32 protein-coding genes are annotated in these 24,002 nt (G+C 36.6%); 18 read left to right on the top strand and 14 right to left on the bottom strand.

Translation table 11 applies throughout. The annotated features are described in order from the left end of the window. The first annotated feature begins 2 nt into the window (after positions 1-2). The 15 genes from H0S70_RS07200 to H0S70_RS07130 all read left to right on the top strand — a co-directional run bounded on the left by H0S70_RS07200 (position 3) and on the right by H0S70_RS07130 (position 16,804). Positions 3-1,073 carry a major capsid protein gene (locus H0S70_RS07200; protein WP_188320317.1) on the top strand — a complete coding sequence of 357 codons (1,071 nt, stop codon included), beginning with the start codon at positions 3-5 and terminating at the stop codon, positions 1,071-1,073. 2 nt (positions 1,074-1,075) lie between these two features. Further along, positions 1,076-1,393, top strand: a complete 318-nt coding sequence (locus H0S70_RS07195) for a DUF6706 family protein (RefSeq protein ID WP_188320316.1) — start codon at positions 1,076-1,078, stop codon at positions 1,391-1,393. Then, positions 1,393-1,719: a hypothetical protein gene (locus tag H0S70_RS07190; protein WP_188320315.1), complete on the top strand. Its 327-nt coding sequence runs from the start codon at positions 1,393-1,395 to the stop codon at positions 1,717-1,719. The genes H0S70_RS07195 and H0S70_RS07190 overlap by 1 nt, the downstream gene beginning before the upstream one ends. After that, positions 1,710-2,153 (top strand): hypothetical protein, encoded by a 444-nt coding sequence (locus tag H0S70_RS07185; protein ID WP_188320314.1) that lies wholly within the window; start codon positions 1,710-1,712, stop codon positions 2,151-2,153. The genes H0S70_RS07190 and H0S70_RS07185 overlap by 10 nt, the downstream gene beginning before the upstream one ends. Continuing rightward, positions 2,150-2,563: a hypothetical protein gene (locus H0S70_RS07180; protein WP_188320313.1), complete on the top strand. Its 414-nt coding sequence runs from the start codon at positions 2,150-2,152 to the stop codon at positions 2,561-2,563. The genes H0S70_RS07185 and H0S70_RS07180 overlap by 4 nt, the downstream gene beginning before the upstream one ends. 16 nt (positions 2,564-2,579) lie before the next feature. Continuing rightward, positions 2,580-3,080, top strand: a complete 501-nt coding sequence (locus H0S70_RS07175; protein WP_188320312.1) for a phage tail tube protein — start codon at positions 2,580-2,582, stop codon at positions 3,078-3,080. Positions 3,081-3,139: 59 nt separating this feature from the next. Then, on the top strand, positions 3,140-3,592 hold the full coding sequence (locus tag H0S70_RS07170) for a hypothetical protein (RefSeq protein WP_188320311.1): 453 nt from the start codon (positions 3,140-3,142) through the stop codon (positions 3,590-3,592). A 14-nt stretch (positions 3,593-3,606) separates the two neighbouring features. Continuing rightward, positions 3,607-3,801, top strand: coding sequence for a hypothetical protein (locus H0S70_RS07165; RefSeq protein WP_188322207.1), 195 nt, complete (start codon positions 3,607-3,609; stop codon positions 3,799-3,801). Between the two features lie 3 nt (positions 3,802-3,804). Further along, entirely contained in the window at positions 3,805-8,250 is a 4,446-nt protein-coding gene (locus tag H0S70_RS07160; RefSeq protein ID WP_188320310.1) for a tape measure protein, read from the top strand. 65 nt (positions 8,251-8,315) lie between these two features. Further along, positions 8,316-8,825: a hypothetical protein gene (locus H0S70_RS07155; protein WP_188320309.1), complete on the top strand. Its 510-nt coding sequence runs from the start codon at positions 8,316-8,318 to the stop codon at positions 8,823-8,825. Next, positions 8,813-9,832, top strand: a complete 1,020-nt coding sequence (locus H0S70_RS07150; RefSeq protein WP_188320308.1) for a galactose-binding protein — start codon at positions 8,813-8,815, stop codon at positions 9,830-9,832. Before H0S70_RS07155 ends, H0S70_RS07150 begins: the two co-directional genes overlap by 13 nt. Then, on the top strand, positions 9,817-15,144 hold the full coding sequence (locus H0S70_RS07145) for a hypothetical protein (RefSeq protein ID WP_188320307.1): 5,328 nt from the start codon (positions 9,817-9,819) through the stop codon (positions 15,142-15,144). The genes H0S70_RS07150 and H0S70_RS07145 overlap by 16 nt, the downstream gene beginning before the upstream one ends. 28 nt (positions 15,145-15,172) lie before the next feature. Next, entirely contained in the window at positions 15,173-15,496 is a 324-nt protein-coding gene (locus tag H0S70_RS07140) for a hypothetical protein (RefSeq protein WP_188320306.1), read from the top strand. Positions 15,497-15,654: 158 nt separating this feature from the next. Then, positions 15,655-16,170 (top strand): hypothetical protein, encoded by a 516-nt coding sequence (locus H0S70_RS07135; RefSeq protein WP_188320305.1) that lies wholly within the window; start codon positions 15,655-15,657, stop codon positions 16,168-16,170. Next, positions 16,160-16,804, top strand: coding sequence for a hypothetical protein (locus H0S70_RS07130; RefSeq protein WP_188320304.1), 645 nt, complete (start codon positions 16,160-16,162; stop codon positions 16,802-16,804). The genes H0S70_RS07135 and H0S70_RS07130 overlap by 11 nt, the downstream gene beginning before the upstream one ends. 3 nt (positions 16,805-16,807) lie before the next feature. Here the strand turns inward: H0S70_RS07130 and H0S70_RS07125 are convergent, their stop codons facing one another. After that, positions 16,808-17,902 (bottom strand): RNA-guided endonuclease InsQ/TnpB family protein, encoded by a 1,095-nt coding sequence (locus tag H0S70_RS07125; RefSeq protein WP_188320303.1) that lies wholly within the window; start codon positions 17,900-17,902, stop codon positions 16,808-16,810. A 125-nt stretch (positions 17,903-18,027) separates the two neighbouring features. Between H0S70_RS07125 and H0S70_RS07120 the strand changes: the two genes are divergently transcribed. Together H0S70_RS07120 and H0S70_RS07115 are read left to right on the top strand one after the other, a co-directional pair. Beyond that, positions 18,028-18,624 carry a hypothetical protein gene (locus H0S70_RS07120; RefSeq protein WP_188320302.1) on the top strand — a complete coding sequence of 199 codons (597 nt, stop codon included), beginning with the start codon at positions 18,028-18,030 and terminating at the stop codon, positions 18,622-18,624. Further along, positions 18,621-19,076 (top strand): lysozyme, encoded by a 456-nt coding sequence (locus tag H0S70_RS07115; protein ID WP_188320301.1) that lies wholly within the window; start codon positions 18,621-18,623, stop codon positions 19,074-19,076. The genes H0S70_RS07120 and H0S70_RS07115 overlap by 4 nt, the downstream gene beginning before the upstream one ends. Before the next feature lie 131 nt (positions 19,077-19,207). Here H0S70_RS07115 and H0S70_RS07110 read toward each other — a convergent pair whose 3' ends face one another. The 9 genes from H0S70_RS07110 to H0S70_RS07070 form a co-directional block, all read right to left on the bottom strand. Next, positions 19,208-19,417: a hypothetical protein gene (locus tag H0S70_RS07110; RefSeq protein WP_188320300.1), complete on the bottom strand. Its 210-nt coding sequence runs from the start codon at positions 19,415-19,417 to the stop codon at positions 19,208-19,210. Between the two features lie 222 nt (positions 19,418-19,639). Beyond that, on the bottom strand, positions 19,640-20,029 hold the full coding sequence (locus H0S70_RS07105; RefSeq protein WP_188320299.1) for an HNH endonuclease: 390 nt from the start codon (positions 20,027-20,029) through the stop codon (positions 19,640-19,642). Further along, positions 20,016-20,258, bottom strand: a complete 243-nt coding sequence (locus H0S70_RS07100; RefSeq protein WP_188320298.1) for a hypothetical protein — start codon at positions 20,256-20,258, stop codon at positions 20,016-20,018. The genes H0S70_RS07105 and H0S70_RS07100 overlap by 14 nt, the downstream gene beginning before the upstream one ends. 151 nt (positions 20,259-20,409) lie before the next feature. Further along, complete coding sequence (locus H0S70_RS07095; RefSeq protein WP_188320297.1) at positions 20,410-20,679, bottom strand: hypothetical protein; 270 nt, start codon at positions 20,677-20,679, stop codon at positions 20,410-20,412. A 3-nt stretch (positions 20,680-20,682) separates the two neighbouring features. Further along, a complete protein-coding gene (locus tag H0S70_RS07090; protein WP_188320296.1) occupies positions 20,683-21,126 on the bottom strand; it encodes a hypothetical protein in 444 nt (147 codons plus the stop codon). Next, on the bottom strand, positions 21,123-21,329 hold the full coding sequence (locus tag H0S70_RS07085; protein ID WP_188320295.1) for a hypothetical protein: 207 nt from the start codon (positions 21,327-21,329) through the stop codon (positions 21,123-21,125). The genes H0S70_RS07090 and H0S70_RS07085 overlap by 4 nt, the downstream gene beginning before the upstream one ends. After that, positions 21,326-21,592, bottom strand: coding sequence for a hypothetical protein (locus tag H0S70_RS07080; protein WP_188320294.1), 267 nt, complete (start codon positions 21,590-21,592; stop codon positions 21,326-21,328). The genes H0S70_RS07085 and H0S70_RS07080 overlap by 4 nt, the downstream gene beginning before the upstream one ends. A 72-nt stretch (positions 21,593-21,664) precedes the next feature. Next, a complete protein-coding gene (locus H0S70_RS07075) occupies positions 21,665-21,895 on the bottom strand; it encodes a hypothetical protein (protein ID WP_188320293.1) in 231 nt (76 codons plus the stop codon). 1 nt (position 21,896) lies between these two features. After that, positions 21,897-22,181, bottom strand: a complete 285-nt coding sequence (locus H0S70_RS07070) for a VCBS domain-containing protein (RefSeq protein WP_188320292.1) — start codon at positions 22,179-22,181, stop codon at positions 21,897-21,899. A 69-nt stretch (positions 22,182-22,250) separates the two neighbouring features. On the opposite strand from H0S70_RS07070, the gene H0S70_RS07065 reads away from it, so the two are divergent. Next, the gene (locus H0S70_RS07065) at positions 22,251-22,388 is read left to right on the top strand and encodes a ribbon-helix-helix protein, CopG family (protein WP_188320291.1); all 138 of its coding nucleotides are present in this window, start codon (positions 22,251-22,253) and stop codon (positions 22,386-22,388) included. On the opposite strand, the gene H0S70_RS07060 is transcribed toward H0S70_RS07065, so the two are convergent. The 4 genes from H0S70_RS07060 to H0S70_RS07045 are packed head-to-tail and all read right to left on the bottom strand — an operon-like array spanning position 22,380 to position 24,002. Beyond that, positions 22,380-22,841: a hypothetical protein gene (locus H0S70_RS07060; RefSeq protein ID WP_188320290.1), complete on the bottom strand. Its 462-nt coding sequence runs from the start codon at positions 22,839-22,841 to the stop codon at positions 22,380-22,382. The two genes, H0S70_RS07065 and H0S70_RS07060, sit on opposite strands and share 9 nt — an antisense overlap. A 2-nt stretch (positions 22,842-22,843) precedes the next feature. Continuing rightward, positions 22,844-23,176, bottom strand: coding sequence for a hypothetical protein (locus H0S70_RS07055; RefSeq protein WP_188320289.1), 333 nt, complete (start codon positions 23,174-23,176; stop codon positions 22,844-22,846). Continuing rightward, complete coding sequence (locus H0S70_RS07050) at positions 23,163-23,609, bottom strand: hypothetical protein (protein WP_188320288.1); 447 nt, start codon at positions 23,607-23,609, stop codon at positions 23,163-23,165. The genes H0S70_RS07055 and H0S70_RS07050 overlap by 14 nt, the downstream gene beginning before the upstream one ends. Positions 23,610-23,654: 45 nt before the next feature. After that, positions 23,655-24,002, bottom strand: a complete 348-nt coding sequence (locus H0S70_RS07045; RefSeq protein ID WP_188320287.1) for a hypothetical protein — start codon at positions 24,000-24,002, stop codon at positions 23,655-23,657.

Here is a 24,002-nt window from a genome sequence, read left to right as displayed (position 1 = left end):
CAATGGCAGATATACTATTGAACAAAATTATTCCTGAGTACAACAATGTTGATCTTCTGGGATACTTAGACACTAACCCATTAACCGATTTGGGTTACAAAAACTACTTTCCTCTGCTTTATAAAACAGGATTAACGTTTGGAAGCTTAGAAGGCAATACAGCAGCAAAAGTAATTGCTCCGCTTGTAGCTTTAGATTCTAATGTGATCTTGAAAGGTAGAGATAACAGCGAAGCAATTAAGGGTCAGATGCCTAAATCGGAGGTTGGTAGAGTGAAAACGGAAACTGACTTTTTCAGAATTAGAGACCTTAGAAACGCATTGGCTGTAAATAATTCCAATACAAATATTAGTAATCAAATTTTAGATAACATCTATGATGATGCTTTATTTGTTAGAAATTCAATTAATGCTTCAATGGAGTTTATGTCGAAGTCTTTACTTTCTCAAGGTTTCTATGAAATGAATGGGATTAAAATTGATTTTGGCGTGACAGTTCAAAATGCAAGTGCTGACTGGTTCTTACCTGCTAACGCTGCAATATTTGATCCTATTAAGGAATTTATGGCAGTACAGAAAGTAGCATTAGCGCAAGGGTTCAGATACCTAAGAGCCGTGATGGACTTGGCAACCTTTAATCAATTTGTAGCATCTGAAAAAGTGGTTAAGTTCACAGCTTCCTTTGCTCAAAATGCTTTAGGATTGGCACAGACCCCAACAATTGGTCAGGTTAATTCCGCCTTGTTAGCACAGAATTTACCAACTATTGAGATTTGGGAAAGTTATGTGAATGAGGAAGGAAAAGACGGTGCATTGACTGCTAAGAGTGGTTGGATTTTAGGAAATATCCACCTTTCTGGAACTGCTGATTTTGGAAACACTCAATACACGATTTCTCCGGAAGCAACGATTGATTTGAATGAATCTACAAAAGAAACGGTAGATGAGTTCATCTTATTGTCTGCAATTGGAAGTGCTGCACCTATGCGTATGCTTACAAAAGCTGCTGCGTTTGCAACTCCAGTTTTAAATAGCGTGAAAAAACGTTTGATTCTTAAAACCAAATTAGCATAAGAATGACTATCGGGGATTATATAAAGGAGAAATTTTCTAATTGGTCGGTTAATTATTCCGATGCGATGATTGAAGTTGAGTTATCTCGACTTGGGTTAAGTGCGTCCGATTCTATAACGAGTGAAACAAACACAGATAATTTCTTTTATAACATTATCCCCGATCTTCTTTCTACTCCGAAATCTGTTAGCGAGGGTGGTTATTCAATTTCCTATGATAAAGAAGCAATGACAATATTTTATAAGGTATTATCAAAGCGACTTGGACTACCAAATAATCTTTCAGCTAACACAATAACTGATATAACAAATCGCTGGTAATGGCAATTATTCAATATCCATACAGATTAAAAATATGTAAGGAAACAGAAGCTGTATTTGACCAAAATACAGGTGATTGGATTCCCGGAACTGCTGAATGGGTAGATATAGGACAATGCCGTGACGAGATAAACGGAAGTGGTGCGAGGGTTACTACACAAGATGGTGAAAACTATGTTTATTCTGCTGTAATCTATGCGCCATTATCTACTCCTTTTATCGGTAACGGTTCAAAGGTAGAAGTTTGGGACGGTGATTTTAAGCGCATGAGTGGAAACGTGGTAAGATTCGGCAGAGGTCAGCTAAATGTAAGGATATGGGTATGATTCCACAGTTTTCAATGGGGCAATTTGATGCTTTGTTTAGGCAAGCTGAAGAGCAACATATCAATCAAATCGTAAGGGTATTGCGGTTTGTAGGCGAAAAGGCGGTAAATGAAGCACGAGCGAGTGGAAGTTACCAAGACCGAACAGCTAATCTCCGTAATTCTGTTGGCTATGTAATCATTGTGAATGGAAAAATCGTAGATGAGAATTTCAGCATCTCGGCTAATGGTAGCGAGCCAAGTTCAGAAAACCCAATTAAGTACGGAAGGGATTTAGCGCACGAAATAGCATCGCAGTACAATGAGATTGCATTAATCGTAGTATCGGGAATGAAGTATGGAGCCTATGTCGAAGCGAGGGGGTATAATGTACTTACAAGCGCAGAACAACTCGCAAACGTTCAAGTTCCTATGCTATTAAAACAATTGAGATGACAAAATCAACGGTACTTGACGGGAAACAATGGATTTTAGAATTGCTTTTGTCGGCAGGGGTTCAGAACTATATTTCAGGCAAAATATACAAAGATAAAAGACCATCAGGAAGCACAAAGGAGGATATAGTCATTAATTCATTAACAATGACCAACGACTATATGCAGAATGGCGTTTTCAACGTGAACATCTATGTTCCTATGATTTCAATAACGAGTAACGGAATTACCCAGTACCAAAAGAATAACGCAAGATTAAAGCAACTCGCAGACTTGGTTTATCCAGTCCTCGATGATGCTTGGAACAACGATTATAACCTTGACATCGTCAATTCACAGGATTTCGAAGAGGGAAATGAAAACTTTTACAATTTCAGAGTGAGTTTGAACGCTCACCCAATATTTAACTAAAAAAAACAAAAATAAAATGGCACTATTTAATTTAGGCGTATCAAAAATTGAGGTTTCTCCTATTGCTGCCGATGGTGGCGTAGGAACGGTATTCGCTGCGTTGGGATTAACCCAGGAGGGAACAACCAAAATTAATTTCGCAGAACCAACCACTACTGATTTAATGGTAGAGGAATTGGACACAGCAGCGGATTCAATCGTAACTGGTGGAGAGAAGACAATCGAATTTGTAATTGCAAACCCTGATGAAGATACTTTGGTAGCTTTGATGGGTGGTACTAAAACCGGAACGGCAGGTGCAACAACTTGGACAGCTCCAGCAACTACAACAATCATCGAAAGATCAATCAAAATCACACCGAAAAAAGGACTTGGGTTTATTTTCCCACGCGTTCTAATTACAGCACGTCCTACTTCCGACTTGGGTAAAACCACTTGGATGGGCGTAACCGTTACCGGAAAAGTATTAGCACCGACAAAAGCGGGTGTTACAGACTGGTCTACTTTCAGAGTATAATATCAATTCTTTTTTTTTCTGATCGCCCTGCCTAAAAAATCGGGTAGGGTTTTTTTATTATGGATAAACATTTAGAACAAGAGGAACTAAACCTACTCAACAACAAAGGTTTTGATATTCCTGTTAAAATAATGGGTATTAAAAAGACTTTCAGATGTAAGAAACTCTCAATGGGGCGACTGCTTGAATTATCGGAGGTTTTTATTACGATGAATTTTGATGAAGAAGCACTTCAATCAAATGATTTTCAAGCACAGATAGCATCACAATATCAATCGGTGGCTAATAATGCTAAGAAAACCGCAAAAGCAGTTTCTATATGCATGACTGATAATTATTTCGTGAGAAAATTCCTGCAATACTACATAATGAAAAAATACACTCCAAAAGATTTGCTTGAATTTGCACAAAACCTACTCAAAACTGCTGACTACGGAAATTTTATCGCCTCTATCGCATTAATGAACGGAAACAGACCGACCAAAGCGAATCCGATAGAGAAAGCGGTTTAAAATCTATCTACGGAATATTAGGGCAAATATGCCACCACTTCGGATGGACTTTAGATTACTTGCTTTGGGAAATAGACTGGCGAATCGTCCAACGAATGATGATTGATGCACCTGTTTATGAATCAGACGATGAAAAAAAAGACAAGGAAATAGACCTCACGGAACAGACTACTGATGATATTGAAGAAATGCTCAAAAAATACAAATAAAAGATGAACACGAATCAGGGAGCTTTATATTTTGGCGCAGGGATAGACCTACAACAATGGCGCAACAACGTAAATGAGATGCGCAGAGATATTCTCGGTCTTACCAATACTACCCAACAGCAGACAAAGCAGATGGATACTTCCTTCCGAAATATAGGTTTAGGATTAACCACTTATTTTTCAGGTGCTGCATTAGGAGGATTTGTCAATCAGATTATCAATGTAAGGGGGGAGTTTCAAAAGACAGAAATTGCCTTTGGTACTATGCTTAAAAGTACCGATAAAGCTAAGGAATTAATGGGGCAAATGGTTGAGTTAGCCGCCAAAACTCCGTTTTCCTTGCAAGATGTATCAGCAGGCGCAAAGCAATTATTAGCCTTTCAAGTACCAGCAAATGAAGTTGTTGATACGCTTACTAGAATGGGAAATATTGCAGCAGGTCTGGGTGTTCCTCTATCACGTATTAATTTAGTGTACGGTCAGGTAATGGCTAAGGGGAAATTAATGGGTGATGATTTGCGACAATTTACCGAAGCAGGTATTCCTATGGTTGCTGAGCTTGCTAAAAAGTTTGGTACAAGTACAGCCGAAATTTCCAAGATGGTGACAGCAGGAAAGATAGGTTTCAAAGATGTTCAAGATGTTTTATTTGGGCTTACCAATGAGGGAGGAATGTTTTTCAACTTGATGGAGAAGCAGAGTAAATCGCTTTCTGGTCAGATTGCCAACTTAGGGGATTCATTCGACCAAATGCTAAATAAATTAGGAGAATCGAATCAAAATATATTAACGGATGGAATTGCAGCAACCGCCTATTTAGTTGATAATTACGAAACGGTAGCAGAGATTATTGGTGTTATGGTAGCTTCTTATGGAGCATATCGGGCAGCACTTATAGCTACCGCAGCATTAAATCAAATGCAAAATACAACTATTGCATCTGAAATAAAGCTATTGGGTATTTCGGAAAAAATGAAGTTGGGCAGAGCGATGGTCACGCAAAGACAAGCCGAAGCAACAGCTCGCGAAACCGCAGTTGAATTATCAGGGGTGCAAGCTAAATATGCAGCTTTACAAGCGGAGGTTTCAATCTTAGCTATTAAAAAACAATCCGCAATCCAATCAGGAATAAATGCAACAGCTAAAGCACAGGAGGCACAAGTGCAATTAGCTTTGGCAAGAGCTGAACTTTCATCAATTCAGGCAACAGGTTCAGCGCGTCAAATTCAGATAGCACAAAAGAATGTAGAAAAGGCGCAAAACACAGCTATTGCAACTCAAGAAAGTGCGTCAATCGCAAGAAAAAGAGCGTTAGGCGCAGCAACGGAATTTAACACAGCAAAACAATCTTTAGAGAATACAGCGCAAAAAGTCGGAGTAGCAACTAAAACAGCAGCTACAGCAGCGGAAGCAGCACAAGTAGCGGCAAAAAACGCTAATGCAATATCCACCACGAGGCTAACCGTAATGCAAAACATACAGACATTTGCAACGCGAACGGCAGCATCTGCACAAGCATTTCTAAATGCTACATTATTAGGGAATCCTATCGCTCTTGTTATTGGCTTAATTGCTGGTTTAACTTACGTTATTTACAAGAATATAACAGCTACGAGCGCGTATGCGGAAATTCAAGACAAACTGAATGCAAAAGTTCAGCAGTATTCTACTTCACTTGATGAGCAAAAATCAAAAATTGATACGCTCCTAAAAGTCATCAAAGACAAAAACACAACGGATAAAGTGGCACAAGGTGCGCTTAATGAAATCAATAAACTTACAAATAATAGAATTAGCGGATTAACTGTTGAAGGTATTCGTTTAGGTCAAAACGCAAAGGCATTAAACGCTTATTTACAGGTGATGGAGAAAGAGGTAAGATTGAGGGCTTTGATTGATGAAAAAATAGAATTAGAAAAGAGGAATAAAGACATCGACAGAGATAACCCAAACAACCTTACTTTTGGCGAGCGTTTTTCCAACTTAAAAGGGATTGGCGATGTTTTCAAAGGTTTGACCGCTCAAGAAAGAAAGGAAAGAGCGATGTTGGAAAACAGAATCGCTACAAATAAACGGATTAGAGAAAATGAAGCCGAGACACAGCGACTAATACAAGAGGGTATTAAGGTTGCCGATGATTCAGTAGTAAACACGCTGAACTCAGGAACCGAAGATGTAAAAAAAGCAAAGGAAAAAAGAGATCGAGAACTTGCCGAAGTTTATTCGCTCAACTCAATTGCTGATTTGGAGCAACGCATCGCGCTTTGGAATGAAGCCCTGCAAAAAGCATCCGGCGATACGGTAAACGAACTCACTAAAAACAAATTTGGCGACACCGTAAAGACCGGAAATACGGTATCTGTTAATCAAGCACTTGACGAACTTGAAAAACTCGAAAAAGCAAAAGCGACCCGCCAAAAAGAAATCACACGATTATCTTTCGATGAGGAACTCGCCGAAACCGAGAGGCAGTGGAAAGTAAAATATATGATTGCCCAGCAGTATGGGCAGAAAATAGCAGATGAGCAGTTCCCTGAACTAAAAGGATCTTACTATTCTGATATTGACAAAAGAAGATTAGAACTTGAAAGTAAATTATCGTCAGGCGTAGGTCTATCTGATGAGGAACTTCGGCAATACGAAAAACTGCAACAGATTATCAATTCCCTGACCGGGCAGAAAGACCCGTTAAGCAATTTTAATGACGGCATCGATGTTGCGCTTCGGAAATTGCCAAGCCTTACCGCGCAGATTGAATACCTCACTAATTTGCGGGATTCCCAAACTGACGAAGGAACTTCACAAGGTTTTTACGCGGCTGCTGATGCGCGTCTAAATGCTAAATTAACGGAACAAAGAAATATTTTCAAACAACTTTTGGAGGAACAACGCACCTACGAAGAAAAATCTTTGGCATTACAAGAGGAGTATGACGATATGCGCGCACTGGCTAAAACAGATGCAGAAAAGGAAAAGGTAGATAAATCATATTCTAAAAAATTCACTGATTTATTCTTCGAGCAAATGCAAGGTTCAGAGGAATGGAGCAAGGTTTTTATTGATATGAATGAGGTTGCGACAGAGCAATTAGAGAAATTTAAAATCATATTACAGCAAAAACTTTCCGAAGCAAAAACAATTGAGGAAAAGATAAAAATTGGCGAGTTCATCAAGAAAATCGAACAAGCGATTTCGGGTAGAAATTTCATTCCAAACTTTTCAAAAGCAATTAAAGCGCTGGGTGATGATAGTTTATCAACAGCCGAAAAGATAAAAATTGCAAAAGAAGAAATTGAAAAATTCCAAAACCAACTTGGTTTCGCTAAAGAAATTATAAGCGGGGTATCTGACATTTTCACATCATTAGGTGGAAATATGGATTCTGCGTTTGGTGATATTTTAAGCAATTTAGACCAAACTATTTCTGGACTTCAACAATTTGGAGAAGGTGCATCGAAAGCGATAGAGGGTTTTGCGAGTGGAAATATACTACAAGGTGTTGCTGGAACTATCAAAGCGATTGGTGGCGCAATTAAGTCTGTTTCTGGGTGGCTCAATGGAGATAAGAAAAAAGAGCGAAGCATTAAAAAACAAGCCGCCCAACTTAAAGAATTGGAAATGGCTTATAATAATTTAGCCTTTGCAGCAGAAAGAGCGTTCGGTTCACAGAAGTACAGCGGTCAGCAGGATTTAATCAAAAACCTTGAGCAACAGAAAGCCGCGATTCAAGGAATGATGAACGCTGAAAATTCAAAGAAGAAATCTGACAAAAACAAAATCAACGAGTATCAATCCCAAATTCAATCCATTAATCAATCCATTGCGGAACTGCAAGAAGGAATTATCAAAGATGTTTTGCAGACCGATATTCCCGATATGGCTTCTCAGATGGGTGATGCTTTAGTGGAAGCGTTTGCGCGTGGTGAGGATGGCGTGGAAGCAATCAATAAGGCGTTCGATGACTTGGTTAAGAATATGCTGAAAAATCAGCTAAATAAAATTCTTGAAGTACAGATGAGCGGTGTTATTGCTAATATGCAAACGGCAATGGGATTCAACGCTGATGGTTCGGGAGCGTTTGATGGTCTTACAGAACAAGAAATTGCGGATTTACGAGCGCAAGTTCAAGCGGCTTCTGCTCAAGGTCAGCAATTTATTGAAGCATATTCTCAAATATTTGGCGATTTAGCTTCCCCAGCAGAGGGATTGAAAGGCGACATTAAAGGCATTACCGAGAAAACCGCCGGAGCGTTGGAATCACAGATAAACGCTATCAGAATTTACCAAGTGGAAGCAAACAACATTCACAAATCCAATCAGCAGACATTTATCGCATCACTTCAACAACTTGTGCAGATTGAGTTCAACACACGGAACTTAATTCAGATCAGACAGGATATTTCAGAAATGAACAGCAAAATGGCTCGAAATTTAGCAGGATTTGGATAAAAAAAATGTTAAAGTTTAACTTTAATTAAATTGCATATCTCATTGATAATTAATAATTTTATAGAATGAAAATTGGAAAAGAAATAGCACTCGAAGCGAAGAAAAAAGGCATTTGCAAAGAGTGGTTTGCGCAGATGTTGAAAATCTCACATTTACAACCGCTTTGTGATATGTATTTCCGTGGGTCTGACTGGGCGATGGAGAATGATTTTCCAAATATCACATTATTAAGGAAGTACTTTTCAAACGCTGCACCTTACGGTTTTCATACCGATTTTGTGGGGTCTGTTGGTCTTTTAAATTCCGTGAAGCATCAAAGCATAGCATTCTTTGGAAATTCTGTTGCTGATGTTATTTGTGCGCCGTTTGCGGTGTGTGAGATATTTATCCGGCACAATTCAAAGATTAAGATTGTAGCAGAGGAAAACGCTTTTATCGTGGTCAATCTGTTGGATACCGCCACGATAGAAATTGAAGCGGAAAACGCAAGTGTAAAAGTATATCAGTACGGCACAAATTCAAACTTCACAGTAAGCGGAAACGTGGAAATTATAGAAAAGACATGGGCGAAGTAAAATACAGCGTAAACGGCAAATACTTTAAGGATTACGGGGTTTATATTTCTTCGTCTGACGGCTTGTTTGATGCACTCAAAAGAAAGAAAGTAAACACTTATGATTGGGCGGAATATCACGGCTCATCACTTGATTTATCATCACCGAAATTTGAACAAAGAGAAATTTCTTTGAAAGGTTTTGTTACTGGAGCTAATTGGATTGATATGAAGTCAAATTTTGATGCTATTATATCTGAATTTCAAAAAGCTGGAACTCAAAGATTATTGATTGAACCTTTCGGATTGAAACCACTACCATACGAGGTTTGTATGATTGATGATGTGAATTTAAACAAGACTTTTAAGGATGGTAAAATGGTAGGAGTTTTCACTCTGAAATTAATTGAGCCGAACCCTATTAAAAAAGTGCTTTATCTTACGGGAACAAGTTTAAATCTCGCTTATAATTCACCAAATGAAACCGAAATATTCTACGGCAACGGATTAAAGGAAACCGCAAAAGGAAACGTTTCACTTTCAAATAAAACCTTAGCGAATAGGTTTGTAAGTGGATATGCATTTGAGGGGAGGAATTATTTTATTCAAGGCGGTATAGCAAGAACTTTGTCTTTACTTCAAGGCTCGCCGAAACCTATACAGGATGGGATTTTCCCTTTAAATACGGAGTTCGCAATTTCTTTTTACGCTAAAGTTATTTCGGGCAATGGTAGGACTTTACATACAGAATTCAATGGGGGAATTGGGGCAACTGAATTCGCTCTTACAACTGAATTTAAAAGATACACGACTGTAATGTCAACTGATAGTGCATATCCTATTTGGTATCTATGGATTACTGATTCATTCGCTGTTGTTGATATTAAAGATATAATGATAGTTAAAGGCAACAAGCCAATGGACTATATGCCCGCTCCCGAAGATGAAAAATATATCATCATCGCAGGAAATGTAGATGAAATCACCAACTTAACTACTAATGCTGATGTTTTATGGGAACAATTATAAAAAGAAATGGAATTGAGCATTTGAATTTGGTCAAAAGAGGTGAAAGGACGATTGATTCTGCTTCACTCGGTCAAGGTATGCTAACTGATGATACCGTGAAATATTCCGTTCGCAGTAATAGCAAGTTGGATGTAAAAATTAACGATACCATTGAGGTTTTCGGAAATACTTACAGAATAAACACACTTCCGACATTCAAAAAAACCAGCAATACAGAATATTCATACGAAATCGAAGCGCAAGGCTTAATGTATGACCTTTTGCGATGTAAATTTTTCAACGCTGATGGAGAAGGTTTTAAAACCACAACGGATTTTCCTTTGATTGGAAATTTGGAAGTTTTCTTGGTAGCGATTAGAAATAATATGCACCGATTTTCTGCCAATTGGGAAATTGGAAATTTCGCAAGTACAGAAACCAAGATGATAACTTTTGGCGATGATACTTGTTTAAGTGCATTGCAGAAAATTTGTCAAGAATTTAAAACCGATTTTTGGGTAAAAACAGAGGGTGGAAAATTCAAAATCCATACTGGAGCTTTCGGTTCTACATTGCCGATTGATTTTGAGTATGGCAAAGGCAAAGGGCTTTACAATTTAAGCCGAAAAAATGTAGATTCTAACGGAATTGTCAATCGCCTTTATGTGAATGGTGGTACAGACAATATCCCAGCAGGTTACAGGGCGTTTTCTGATGCATTAAAATTCTCGGATGCAGGTTATATTGAAGATGTTAATTTAATCGCAGAAATGGGATTGATTGAGGGTAGTATCGACTTTCCGGATATTTATCCAAAAAGAACCGGCGTTGTTAGTGCTGTTGGCTCATCAAAATTCAAGTTTCACGATTCATCAATGGATTTCGATTTGAATGAAAAGGAAGCCGATGGTTCAACAAAGTATCTTATTGCTGGGACTTCTGCGAAAGTACATTTTAATACTGGCAATTTAGCAGGATATGAATTTGAGATAAAAAAAGGCGGTTACAATCACACTACCAAAGAATTTGAGATAATTCCATTCACAAATCAGACTGGACAGAAATTTCCCGATGAAGTTGCGGAAGCGTTCCAAATTGGAGTTGGTGATGAATACGTTTTGTTGGATATTGTAATGCCTCAAACTTATATTACCAATGCAGAAGCGGAGCTATTAACCAAAGCTAATGAGCAATTCGCTTTGCTTAAAACGGTAAAAGTGAGCTATGATTTAGAAGTTGACCCGGACTATATCAAAAATCTTTCCACTCCTATCAGTATAGGAGATTATGTAAGGGTGAAAGATGCGAATTTAGGCATTGATAAGGTGATAAGGGTTCAAGCGATTACAAGGAATTTTATTACAAGTAACACGCCTACTCCTTACAATTACAAAATCACACTTGCAGATTCTTATGAGATAAGTTTTGCCAGCCAAATGGTGCTGGATATTACGGAGGTTAAAAATGTAATTTCCGTTACCAATTTAGGTGATATAAACCTTTCAAAATTAGGGTATAAAACAACAGAGGAACTCCGAAATTTGGTATTCGACACCGATGGTTATTTCGATGCGGAAAATATTAAGCCGTTTTCTATTCAAACAAATATGCTTACTGTTGGAGCGCAGAGCCAGCAGTTAAGCTGTTCTGTTGTTTTTTTAGTGAATAATGCAGGAAATCCAAATCAAGTTGAAACAAAAGCGGGTGCGTTATTTTCACAAACATTTAATAAAACTTGGATGATTGCTGGTTCAGTACAGACTATTCCCGATAATAATTCAAGGTACGTTTACGCAAAGTGTTCTAAAAACGGCACAAGCGGAACTATTTATTTTACACAAGCGCAAATTAAGTTTGACGAAGATGTAAACGATTATTATTTCCTATTAGGGATTTTGCATACCGTTACAGAGGGTGTTCGTGTTTTATCTATTACGATTGGAACTACTACAATAAATGGCGGACTGATCCGAACCGGTATAATTTCCAGCCTGGACGGGCAAACGTACTTCAACCTTAACACGGGCGAAATTAAGGGAAAAATAACCTTTACTAATGATTCACCAGCGTTTCAACAGATGAATGATGCTATTGTTATTGGTGGAAGAAATTTAATGTTACATTCTAAAGGGGAATTTGGATTTGCTGTACCAATTACAACTACTGAACCTTTAAAAATCGGTGATAAATACACTTTATCTTTTGATGTGATAGGGAATGTAAACGGAAGTATTTTCTTAAACAATAGTATATCATTAACTTACGATACGTCTGGAACTGGATGGAGGAGAAAAAACGTAACTTTCACGTTTGTCAAGAATGATTATTTAAGCCATGAGCTTTACCCACATATTTACGGTGCTGATTCGGTTAAAAACGTAAAACTCGAAAAAGGAACAAAAGCCACAGATTGGACACCTGCCCCAGAAGATGTAAACGAACAAATTACAGCGGTTCAAACTTATGCGACAACGGTTAATAATTTGGTTTCTGATATTGCGAACGACAACAAAATCACGCCTTCTGAAAAACAACAATTAAAGCAAGAGTATGATATAATTGTAGCGGAAAAACCACAAGTTACCGCACAAGCAACGCCTTACCCTATTACTGCTGAAAAAACGTCTTATGATAATGCCTACAATAATTTGGTGACTTATGTAAATCCATTAATTGTAAACTTAAATAATACTTCCGATGTTGATGGCGTTACCTTGCGAAGTCGCTTTACAAGTTATTACACGGCAAAAGTAAATTTGCTAAAAGCAATTACAGATTCCGTTAATAATGATTTATCTGCCGTTTTTAATGAAATGGAGAATCTGCAAAATTCTGTTAATCAAGAAATCGCAGATGTTACGGAGCAAGTTAATAATTTAGAGGGTTATGTTGATGGAGCGTTTTCAGATGGAATAATCAATCAAGCCGAAGCGGTGGCAATTGAGAAGTACATAAACCAAATTAATACGGAAAAATCAGATATTGACAACAAATACAATCAGATATATAATGACTCTTATTTAAGCGGAACGCCAAAAACCAACTTAGCAACCGATTACAATAATTACGTTTCATCGCATACCAATCTAATAAATTCGATTAATACAGCGATTTCTGATGGTGCAACAACGCCAGCGGAGAAAGCGGATGTTGATTCAAAATTTAGCTCTTATAGACTTGCGTTGGGAGTTTTGACAACTCGTTTTCAAGAAGCGATTAAAGCAATCGAAACCGCAACCGTGAACGCAATTCAGATCGGGGGTAGGAATTTAATTATAAAATCCGACTTTACTAAAGTTGAAAATGCTTACGGAATTTTCAGTATTAATGGAGGAGTTATTAATCCTACTGTAAGTGGTTTACACTTTGCTACAAGTGCATATGGACATGGAGTTTACTGTGGTATAAGTGGACTGCAAGTTGGAAAAGAATATGTTTTATCAATTTGGACTAAAGCAACATATCAAGAAAGTACGTTAGTTCAATTAGGATTCAATAATGGGACTTCAAAACTTGTTGAACTTCCTACAAGTGGTTCTGAATATATTAAAACAAGCGTTGTAATCATAGCAAGTTTAGTAAATGATGCTATCATTTTTTATAATGGTCAAGCTGGGATTAATAATTTCTATCTGAAATATATAAAACTAGAACTCGGTAACAAAGGCACAGATTATACGCCAGCACCTGAGGACATTGATGCTCAATTTGTTTTAGTAAAAGCTGAAATTACCGATGTAGATAATAAGCTTACAAACCTGCAAGACAATTTCACGGATTTTGCAAGTGATGGTGTTATCAATATCGCCGAAGCAAAAGCGTTAAAGAATATTGCACAAACTTTAAACAATGAAAAAGCGGATGTAAATCAGAAATATTTACAAGCCTACAACGATGTTAATTTAACAGATAAAACACCTTTGCAAACGGCTTGGAATAATTACAATACCAGTCATGCTGATCTACTCTATCTCATTAATGGTTATACAGGGGGGGATAGGGCAATTACACCTGATGAATTAAATAGTGTTAACTCTTACTTCACATATTACCGAAACGCTTTATCAGCATTATCAGCAGCATTAGAAGCGGCTTTAAAGGCTATTTCAATAAAGCAGATTGATAACATTCAAGTTGGGGGACGGAATTTAATGCTAAACTCGAAAGGTGAATTTGGTGTTGTTATTCCCATATCAACTAAAGAACCTTTAAAAGTCGGTGAGAAATACACTTTATCTTTTGATATGATAGGGAATCCAAGTGGAAATATTTTTTTAAATAATAGCATAGTATTAAATTATGATACTTCAGGAACTGGATGGAGGAGAAAAAACGTAACTTTCACGTTTGTCAAGAATGATTATGGAGGTCGCGAGCTTTACCCACATATTTACGGTGCTGATTCTGTTAAAAACGTAAAACTCGAGATAGGGAATAAAGCTACAGATTGGACACCTGCTCCTGAAGATGTGGATGCAGCAGTAACACAAGCCAACCAAAACGCAGCCACAGCACTTGCACAAGCGCAAAACGCCCAAACAACGGCAGCAGCAGCAGCATCAGTTACAAGCTTCATGCAGACCACAGTTGATGGAAATGTGGTTGCAACTGGGACTTTGCAGGTTGGTGATGTAAACGGAGCAAATGCAGGGATTACCGGAGTTACGGATAGGGGCAGGGATTCAGTGCGATTTTATGCAGGAAGTAATTACGCAGGAAAAGACACTTCCGCATGGAGTGTTTCAGACAATGGCTTACATAGATTTCACCACCCTAACGGAAAGTTAGGGTTAGAAATAGGCGTTAAGGATGGGGAGATAGTGATAAATGGCTATCATGAAAGTGGTTTTAAAACTTATGAAATGTCCCCAAATAGAGGACTTGTAAACGTTTCCTATATACCAGAAAGCTTTTCACCTCAGAAATCAAGATACTTTGGCACTACTTACAATGAGGAAAGCATTAAAAATACCCTTGTAGGAATGCTAACTCATACCATGATTGATTACGGACCAAACGCACTCCCTGACCGTAGATACAACAGACAGTGGAAACTGTCTAACGATTTGCTTGGAAATGTTTTTCTGTATTCAGCAGGTACACACCCAAACAATGAGCAATACAAACCATTAGCAGGTTATAAAGCTAATAATTACAACAGAAACGAAAACGCTCAAGACGGATGGTATTACTTTCAGAATACAGAAATGATCGCTTCCGGATGGGATGATTATGGAGTTTATGAAGCATCGGCAATTTTCGGAATGTATAAGCTTCAAGGAGGAAAAGTTGTCGAAGTAAACTCTATTCACACACAAGTTTATGCAACGTAAATTTTAACAATTAATATAATTTAAAACAATGGAAAATTTAGAAATCATCAGCACTCAAGTAACAGTGCAAGCGAAAAAAGTAATCAAAGGAAACACAGCCAATTTCAGTTGGAATCACGAACAAGGCGAATTACCTCAAGTGGTAAATTTCAATGTTAATAGAGGTTTATTAGGTGAGCCATCCTATACTGGGAATGGAATTATTTCGGGTGCTTTTTATACACAATCGGGGAAATTCGATGTGCAAAACAATAATTTCCAAGATGGAGATTTGGAGATTTATGCGGAAATTCTAAGCGTTTGTAAAGAAATCACCGAAAATTTAAACAAAACAAATGCAGCGGAAAATTAATAAACGGAACTCTACCAAAACTAAAAGGTAATTTTTTAACAAACTAAATGAATGCAGGATTTTACTAAAAAATAACAATCAAACAAATTAAAATGAACGAAGTGGATCTCACAAAGGGGGATTGGCAACCGAAAATAAAATAAATTATTAACCTAAAAATGCCCTACGAAAATAAAATGAACATACTATTCACCAGCTCCAAGTACATTGTGGCGATGCTTTACAGTGCTTTTATTTCTCTTTCTGCCGTACAAGTGAAGGATAGTTACGAAGCTGTATTTTCGGACGTGTTTTTCTATATCGCAGGGGCTTTGGGTACAGCATTAATGCTTTTGGTGGAAAAAGCAGATAATAAATCAAAAGAAAAAGTAACCCCTAAACGTGTGGCTTACTCTATTGTGGCTTGTGTAGCCATAGTTTATTTATCTGGAACAGTTCGAGCTTCCATGATTGCGGATGAAGACTTTGAACGTAATCATTGGTTCTACGGAATCGTGATGTTTGCATGTGCCGTTGCACCAGAATTTGTACGAGCTTTAATTGGTGATGGCGGAAAGTATTTTGGCGATGCCGCAAAACGTGGCTTAGCACGCAAGATTGAAAGTGTAATTGCTGGAGATGCAGAAGCTCCGCAAAATGTTGAACCTGAAAATATAGATAACAATGAGCAGTGATTTGCATACCTTTATCCAACTGTTTATCGTGGCAGGTTGGATAACTATATTTTTGTATTCATTCTTTCGAAAGTGGACATATCTTACAACCGCACATAGGTTTCTCCTTCCGGTGGTGTGTCTTGGATTCTCCGCACTCAATACTACACTTTTTAATGCTGTACAATTCAAAACAGACTGGTACTCTATTTTGTTTTATCTGGTTCAGATTGCAACGCAAGTAATGCTTGCATTTTCGTTTAAGCATCGGGAAATGAAGATTGATAAGCTCCACGAAGCGGAAATGTTTTTGGAAACTTTCAAAGCTATTGCAGATATGCTCAGTCGAGAAATTTGGATTTTAGAATACGACAATCATAAAATGGTTTACAGCAATCCAATTTATAAGCAATTACATAATGACTTTGATGGAAAGGCTTTGGATGAAAGTTTTCATAAAGATTTTGTAAAAATATACTTGGCAAATAATGACAAAGCGTGTTCCCAAAAAGGGATATTTCACGAGTTTACAGAGCCTACCATCTACGGAGATAGGCAATACTGGAAGATGGCTAAAATAATAGGAGATAAATGTTACATAATTGGAATGGGAAAAGGTAAACTACCCACGAGCCTAAAGGCATCGGGGCTTTAGACATCAATAATGCACAGAACAACTATACATATCGCATCTTTCGGGATTGTTTACAGAAATCCCCAGCAAAGAAATGTTTTTGGAAGCGTTTTCGTCCGCATCCACAACATCAACTTCGCATTTGTTGTTGGTACACTTAAAAACCTTGTTTTTCCTTTCTCCGATATGGAAACAAGAAGAGCAAGTTTGGGAAGTATATCGTGGTTCTACAGCAACCAATTTAACACCATTCAGAGTAGCCTTGTAGGTAAGAAAAGAACGCAACTGACCAAAAGACCAACGACCAAGTTTTGTTCTAAACTTTTTGTTTCTCCTTTTGGAAGTAAAACGGATATTGGTCAAATCCTCAATGGAAATACCTTTACCCTGTTCTTTAGCAGAACTTACAATGCTTTTCGAGATAGAGTGATTGATTATAGTAGCCGTTGTTCTTTCCTTGCCAGAGAGCCGTTTCAGAAGTCTTTTAGAACTTCGTGTGCCTTTGCTTTGAATAGAACTGCGAACCTTTTGTTTTTGTTCCCGATAGGAATTAATCCAGTCGGCAGAATGTTTAACCCCATCAGAAGTAACGACAATATCAGTAAGACCGAAATCCACCCCGATAAACTCTTCTACATCCTCAACATCATTTTCGTGTACATCAACAGTTTGAAAAAGATAGAACTTACCTTTTTTGTAAACCAAATCCGCTTCGCCTTTAATGTATGGCAAATAAGCAGGATTATGACAAACAAAGTTAATTTTCTGTCTACCACCAATACACCACAAGGAAACGATATTGTCGGTTTTGTAGGTCATAATACGACTATCGTAAGCAATAGAGCCGAGAGGTCTAAAAATACGTTTAGTTTTCTTATCCAACTTATAAGCATCCGCAACCTTTGCAACAGAGCGAACCAGCATTTGAGAAGAAAGTTTAAACGTAGACTTATAGACGTGGTAGACTTCGTGATGGAGTTTGAAATTATTAAAGATACGTTTAGACCAAGCGACATCCGAAATAGCGTTGCAGACCGTATTGGTTTCACGAATAGTTTCGAGAAGCAATTCAGCCTGTTCAGCAGTCGGAAGAAGTTTGATTTTCAACGTCAATTTCATATCGTAAAGATACGACCTTTTTCTGATATAAGAAAATATATTAATCAAAAAATTAACCAAAGAGGAAATATGGGGCAATTCCTCCCCTTGCCTAAAGGCGAATGGGTTTCCTTGCTCCCAATGTGATGAAAAATAAAATATTAATAATCGTAGCACTTTTCACTTTGGCAGGTTGCCGAAGCAGGAAAACCAACATAGAAAAAACTTTGGTTGGCGCACAAGTAGAAAAAATTATGCAAGTAGAAAAACACGTTTCGGAAGTCAATAAAAAAGATTCCGTGAAAGTCGCTGAAAAAAAAGAAGAAAAAAAGGAAACCGAAACCAATCTGCACGTAGAGTTTGACCCTAAGAAAAACGATTCATTGGAGGTAAACCATATTGCGGATGGAGACACTTTGAATCTGCAAATCAAAGGAAATGGCATTGTAATTTTCGACTACAAAAAGAAAAAACAAGAAGCAAAATCCTTCATCAAAGATCTTTTCGGAAGCGAAACACTTAAAAATATTGATTCCACCATAACAGAAAACCGCAAAGAAAAATCGGAGGTAAAAACAACAGTGGTAAAAAAAGAAGTGAAAGCGAAAGGATTTCAATTCCCGGTGTATCTTATTATTGGCTTCGCAGTATTGTTACTTGTATTGCTTTGGTTTCTTTGGAAAAATTTTGGCGGTGGAATTATGGAACAATTAAATAGAAAACAATTAAATAGAAAACGATGAAAATAACACACACATCACAGAACGGAATCGACTTGATAAAGAAATTCGAGGGATTCAGAGGTAATCCATACCGAGATGCAGTAGGAATCGCAACTATCGGTTATGGAGCAACGTACTATCCAAATGGAAATCGAGTGAAGCTCACCGATGCGCCAATTACAGAAAAGTACGCAACTACTCTTTTGGAGGTGATGCTTCGCCCCTACGAAAAGGCAGTTGATAGTTTCACCCGAGACGACATCAACCAAAACCAATTTGATGCGCTGGTTTCTTTTGCCTACAACTTGGGAGTAAATGCGCTTCGTGGCTCAACGCTTTTGAAAAAGGTAAACAAAAATCCGAATGATCCAACCATTCGCAACGAGTTTAAAAAATGGGTAAACGCAGGAGGTAGACCGCTGAAAGGTTTAATCACCCGAAGAAATATCGAAGCGGATTTGTATTTTAAATAATCGAAATTTTTAAAGTGGTCAAATTTGACCACTTATGTTTAATTTAAAAATGAGATGTACATTATCTGGAGTCCTTCGTTACAACGGGGGATTTTCTTTACAAAAAACCACCTCCGAAGAAGTGGCTGTGGTTATCGTTTATAATAATGTTTTCTAACTCCTAAACCTTCTGATTTTAAATGATTAAAATTTAATCTTTCTTTTAAGTTATCAAATTGTTTTGAAGTAATGCTATGTTTTTTAACGTCATCAGAATTTCTTAATTCATAAATAGTTCTTTTGTTATACTGTATCCGTACTAAAAGGTCATTATCTTCTATTAATTTTTCTAATTCTTTCATTGTCATAATTCTTTATTTATCGGTTTTAATTTTATCATTTCTTAATTGCCATTCAAAATCTAAAACTTCGTCGGGGTGTGATTTCTTTCGGCAATATGGGCATTTATAAATTTCTCCATTTTCAACAAAAGAATCTTTTCTTAATCTTGAATATTTACCATTTCTATTTTTGCATGATTTACAACCGCAAATGCTTGGTTTTTTACAGTGTGGGCAATCCATTCATTCTTCAATTTTAATTCTATCTTTTTCAAATGTTTCAAAGTAAAATTCTACTGGTCTATATTCCTCATCAATGCGTTTAAAATCTAACAATAAACGATATGATGCGCTATCTCTTTTTAATCTTTCGGTTTGCATAAATATTTCATGTCTAAATTGTTCTATGCTCCATGTTCCTTTCCATCTGTTGCAACGAGGGCAAGCAGGATTGTAATTTTCTATTTCATTTAGACCACGTGGCTTTTTAAGGTGCTTTTTAACGTCATCATCGCTCCAATTATGATATGCGGGTTCAATATGGTCAACGTGCCAACCTTTCTGTAATTCACATCCACAATAGGCACATCTATTATTATACTTGCTTTTGATTAATTCTCTATTCTTTCTCATCAATTTTTATTCTGTCGGTTGGTAAATTTTCGATATTTTCCATCAATTTTCCTTTTGGCTCTTTGCTGAAAAAATTATCGTCGCACAATGTTAAAACTTCCGATTTAGTCGCTTCACGGACTTGTTGGAGGAGTTTTATAAACTCCCATTTCTCAATTAGTTCGTGGTGTTCGGTATCGAAATTTCCTATTCTATCGTAAAATAGCTCCTCAAAAGTTTTTTCTATCATAGTATTAAATTTTTAAGTGTACAATTTTTAAGATAAACCCACCCATCGGAATAAATTATAGCGTAATCTCCGCAATGTGGGTGAATGCCTAAAACTTCTATTCTACCTTTTTGGTTATGGAATAATATATCTCCTATGCTTGGTAGTTCGTTCATAGTATTAAATTTTCGGGGTCGGTGATTTTACTAATAATATTAACATAATCATCAATAAATATATCATCAACAGTTAAGTCGCTTTCAATAAATATACTTACACTTTCTTTTATCTTCTCTCCGTATTCTTTCTGCGCACGGATGCAGATTTCGTCATAATATTTTTCCATAACGTCATCAGACCATGTTTTCATAATTAAATCCTGCCAATCCTTACAACCATGCTCTTGGGCGTAATTATTTTTAATTTCTTGAAGTGTTTTCATAATCTAATTTTTAACTAATATTATACTTCTGTTTCGGTCAAAGGTTCTTGATTCGGCTTCGTGCCACAAATGGTCTAAATCATCGTCGTGCGCTTCTCCGTGTGACAACCAATCTTTATACGGATTCTCCCAATAAATCTTGCTTTCTATCGCTGAGAGTAGGGATTCAGTGGCGGTAAAAGTAATATTTCCTTGCACACTACCCTGAATTGGTGAATAATTTTTATAGTATTTTCCTTTATTCTCTACCAACTCTTTCGCATCTTCCTCTCGGATTTCATCTGGTTTGCCGAGTAAGGTGTAAGAGCCTTCGATATAATCTGATAAATGACTTCCGTGTTCTTTGACAAATAATCCTTCTTTTGTTAATTCGTAATCACAAACCCTTGGGAGTTCAACAATCAGCAAATCCTTCTTCAGCAGGTCTTTTATATGGTATGTTTTCATTGCTTATGTTTTTGGATTAGGGAATTTATTTTTGATAATACACTATCAGCAACATCTTCATCGGTATTATTTACCATTATAAAATCTTCATCTTCTACGCATTGCTTGAAATATTTCAAAAAATGGAGTATCTCTTTCTTCTCCGCTTGTAGCGAGTCTATTTTTGTTCCTAACTTTTTAATAATTAGATGTATATCACTCATGATTTGTGTTTTTTGATTAGAGATTGAAAATCTTTAACGGCTGATATTTCAGGGAAACCTGCTTCTAATAAATCAGTTGCTTTCTCCAACGCTTCCAAAAGCTCTTTCTTCTCCGCTTCCAGCTTTTCGATTTGCTGTTCTAAAGTTGATTTTTCAATAGCTTTATCTATTTGACCTAAAATGAAAGTCGCTGCTTTTGATTTTTTAGGTTCAACTAAATTTCTTTTTCGATTTTGACATCCATTTTCATCACAATAATTCATTGTGCATTTTTCTTCAGGTGTTTCGCAGAAATTCCACGGTTCATTTTTCGGTGTTTCCATTGTGTTTTATTTTTAAATTATTAACATCCATTTATCGGCTATATAAACTTGATTTATTACTCTTCCTTTTTCGTCTGTAAATTGAGTTTGAAAAGAATCCCCCACATTATCGTCTTTTGTCCAAATAGCCTCGCCTAAATACTTTCCTTCACGCCAAAGTTTATATGTCTTACCGAAAAGTAAAATATGTTTCTCTGATTTTTTTGGATTAAGCGATTTTAAGTATTCCTGTTTTTTACACATTTTATTTAGTTTTAGGCGTGTAAATTTTATCAATTGAATCTTCTACATTTCTAAATTGATACATCCATTGTCCGTGAGCATTGTACCATACTTCTCCAAAGTTTCCAGATTTAAATTTCACTAAGTAATGATTTCCGTTCTCTACATTAATGGAGTTAAAATCATTCTCCTTAAGAATTTTATAATCTGTCAATAATTCATCAATAGCATCAAGTAAGTCTACATATCTTGCATCTTCAATGTGTTTTGATAATAATTCTTCTAATTCTTTTTTTAAATTTTCCATATCTTTGTATTTCAATTATACTATATTGTAATACAAATGTAATACATTGTAATTAAATAAGCAAATATTATGAGTAAAAAAGTAACATCATTCCGACTATCTGAAAAGGCACTTGAGCAATTAAAAAAGCTTGCTGAAAAGGAAAATCGGTCTATGGCTAACATGGTTGAAGAACTGATAAGAAAAGAATTTCAAAAATTAATGTAATGGCGGTAAGGGCTTTCTGATGGGTTGGTAGTGGGTAACAACTTGCATCCAATCTTGTGTCTGGTTTTTCAAAGCATAGTCACCTATTGTAAACCAATATTGTATAATTACTTTATTATCCCAAAAAACCCAATAATCACCTGCTTCTTTCGGTAAATCCGCTTCACTTTCAATTTTAATCCACCAGTCATATTCCCCACCCTCAAAAAGTTTGATAAACTCGGGATAGGTGAGTTCGGTTTTGCCGTGAATATTAACGAATGTGCTCATCCATTGTGTGTAGCCACTATTTAATGTTAAATAAGGAAATCTATTTTCAAACTTACCTTTCTTTAAAATCATTCTATCTGAGTGATAAATATTTTCATTTTTATCATTTAATACATGATATATTTTTATTATCTCCTCCTCCGAACACTTGCTAAGGTCGATAAATACTTCTTCTTTTTTCATTGCTATTTATTTTTGTTTTCTTTTTCTTTAATTAATTCAACATACTTTCTACTAATCGAATATTCTTTTTGGTCATCTTCAGTTTTAACTGTGATAAATTCATCATATTTATTAGCTTTTACTACCACTCCTTTAACTCCACCACTTGTTATTAAATCTCCTTCTTTAATATTCATCTTATTCAATAACCCTAATGAAGCGAGAAGTTCAACTTCTAAATTTGCCATAAGACCAAATGCCGTATCTGGAACAGCAGAGTTACATCCTCCACAACTTATTCTTATTTTTCCTGTATCAGTCAGAATTAACTCCACTTCAACTTTATTTCTTATCATTTTCTTTTTCTTTAATTAGGTTCAACAAATAATCCTTACCAAGTTTCTCCACGATTTCTTCGGGGGTGAGGTCGGGTTGGATGGGGCGGATGAAATCGGTGATGTTGAAACCACAATCTAAAAAATAATCTCCATGTTTCAACAATATATTTGACTTTACAAAAGTGTTATTAACCCCAAATTTTCCTTCCATTTCCACTCCTTCCCAATTACTCAAATCAGGAAAATCTCCTTCCTCTGCTTTTGGGAAAACGAAGTAACCATCCTGCTTAATTGCGTTAAAAATATCGTCTATTTCACTTTCAAGTAAAGTTACCCCGTGTTCTTTTGAAAGATAATTGAATAGGTTTTGATTTCTACTAGTAGTTTCCATTTTGGAAATATCTGTTTCAATTTCGTGTGCTTCGGTGAAGCTGTGTGCGTGTTCTGCCATTGTTTTAATGTTTTTTATGTTAATGTTTTCGGCTGTGTACTGGTTTTATTTCCAATGTCCTACCCAAAAGAAATCTCGAACTGTTCTCGGTGCGTAGGAATTGGCTATCCTGTTCTCGGTAAGCCAATAAAAGATGTAGTAATATTTTTTACTTTCAAACAAATCCGCATCGTCTCCGGCATGAAAAACCATTTCGACATGTTCAGAATCGGTCATTATTCCAACGAATCTTAACTTTTCGGAAAACATTCCATCGAGTGTGGTGTAATCGCCCGGATTTAATTCATTTCCGTGTAATTGAACGCCCATTGGTAAGATGAAATCTTCTTCACGTTCATTTTCATCGAGGATTAATCCGCATCCTCCGCTTTTGCTATAAATCACTCTTTCCAT

The organism is Chryseobacterium manosquense (genome assembly GCF_014623485.1).
GTDB lineage: Bacteria > Bacteroidota > Bacteroidia > Flavobacteriales > Weeksellaceae > Kaistella > Kaistella haifensis.
The sequence above is the reverse complement of the archived record's forward strand: the minus strand, read 5'-3'. Positions and strand labels throughout refer to the sequence as shown.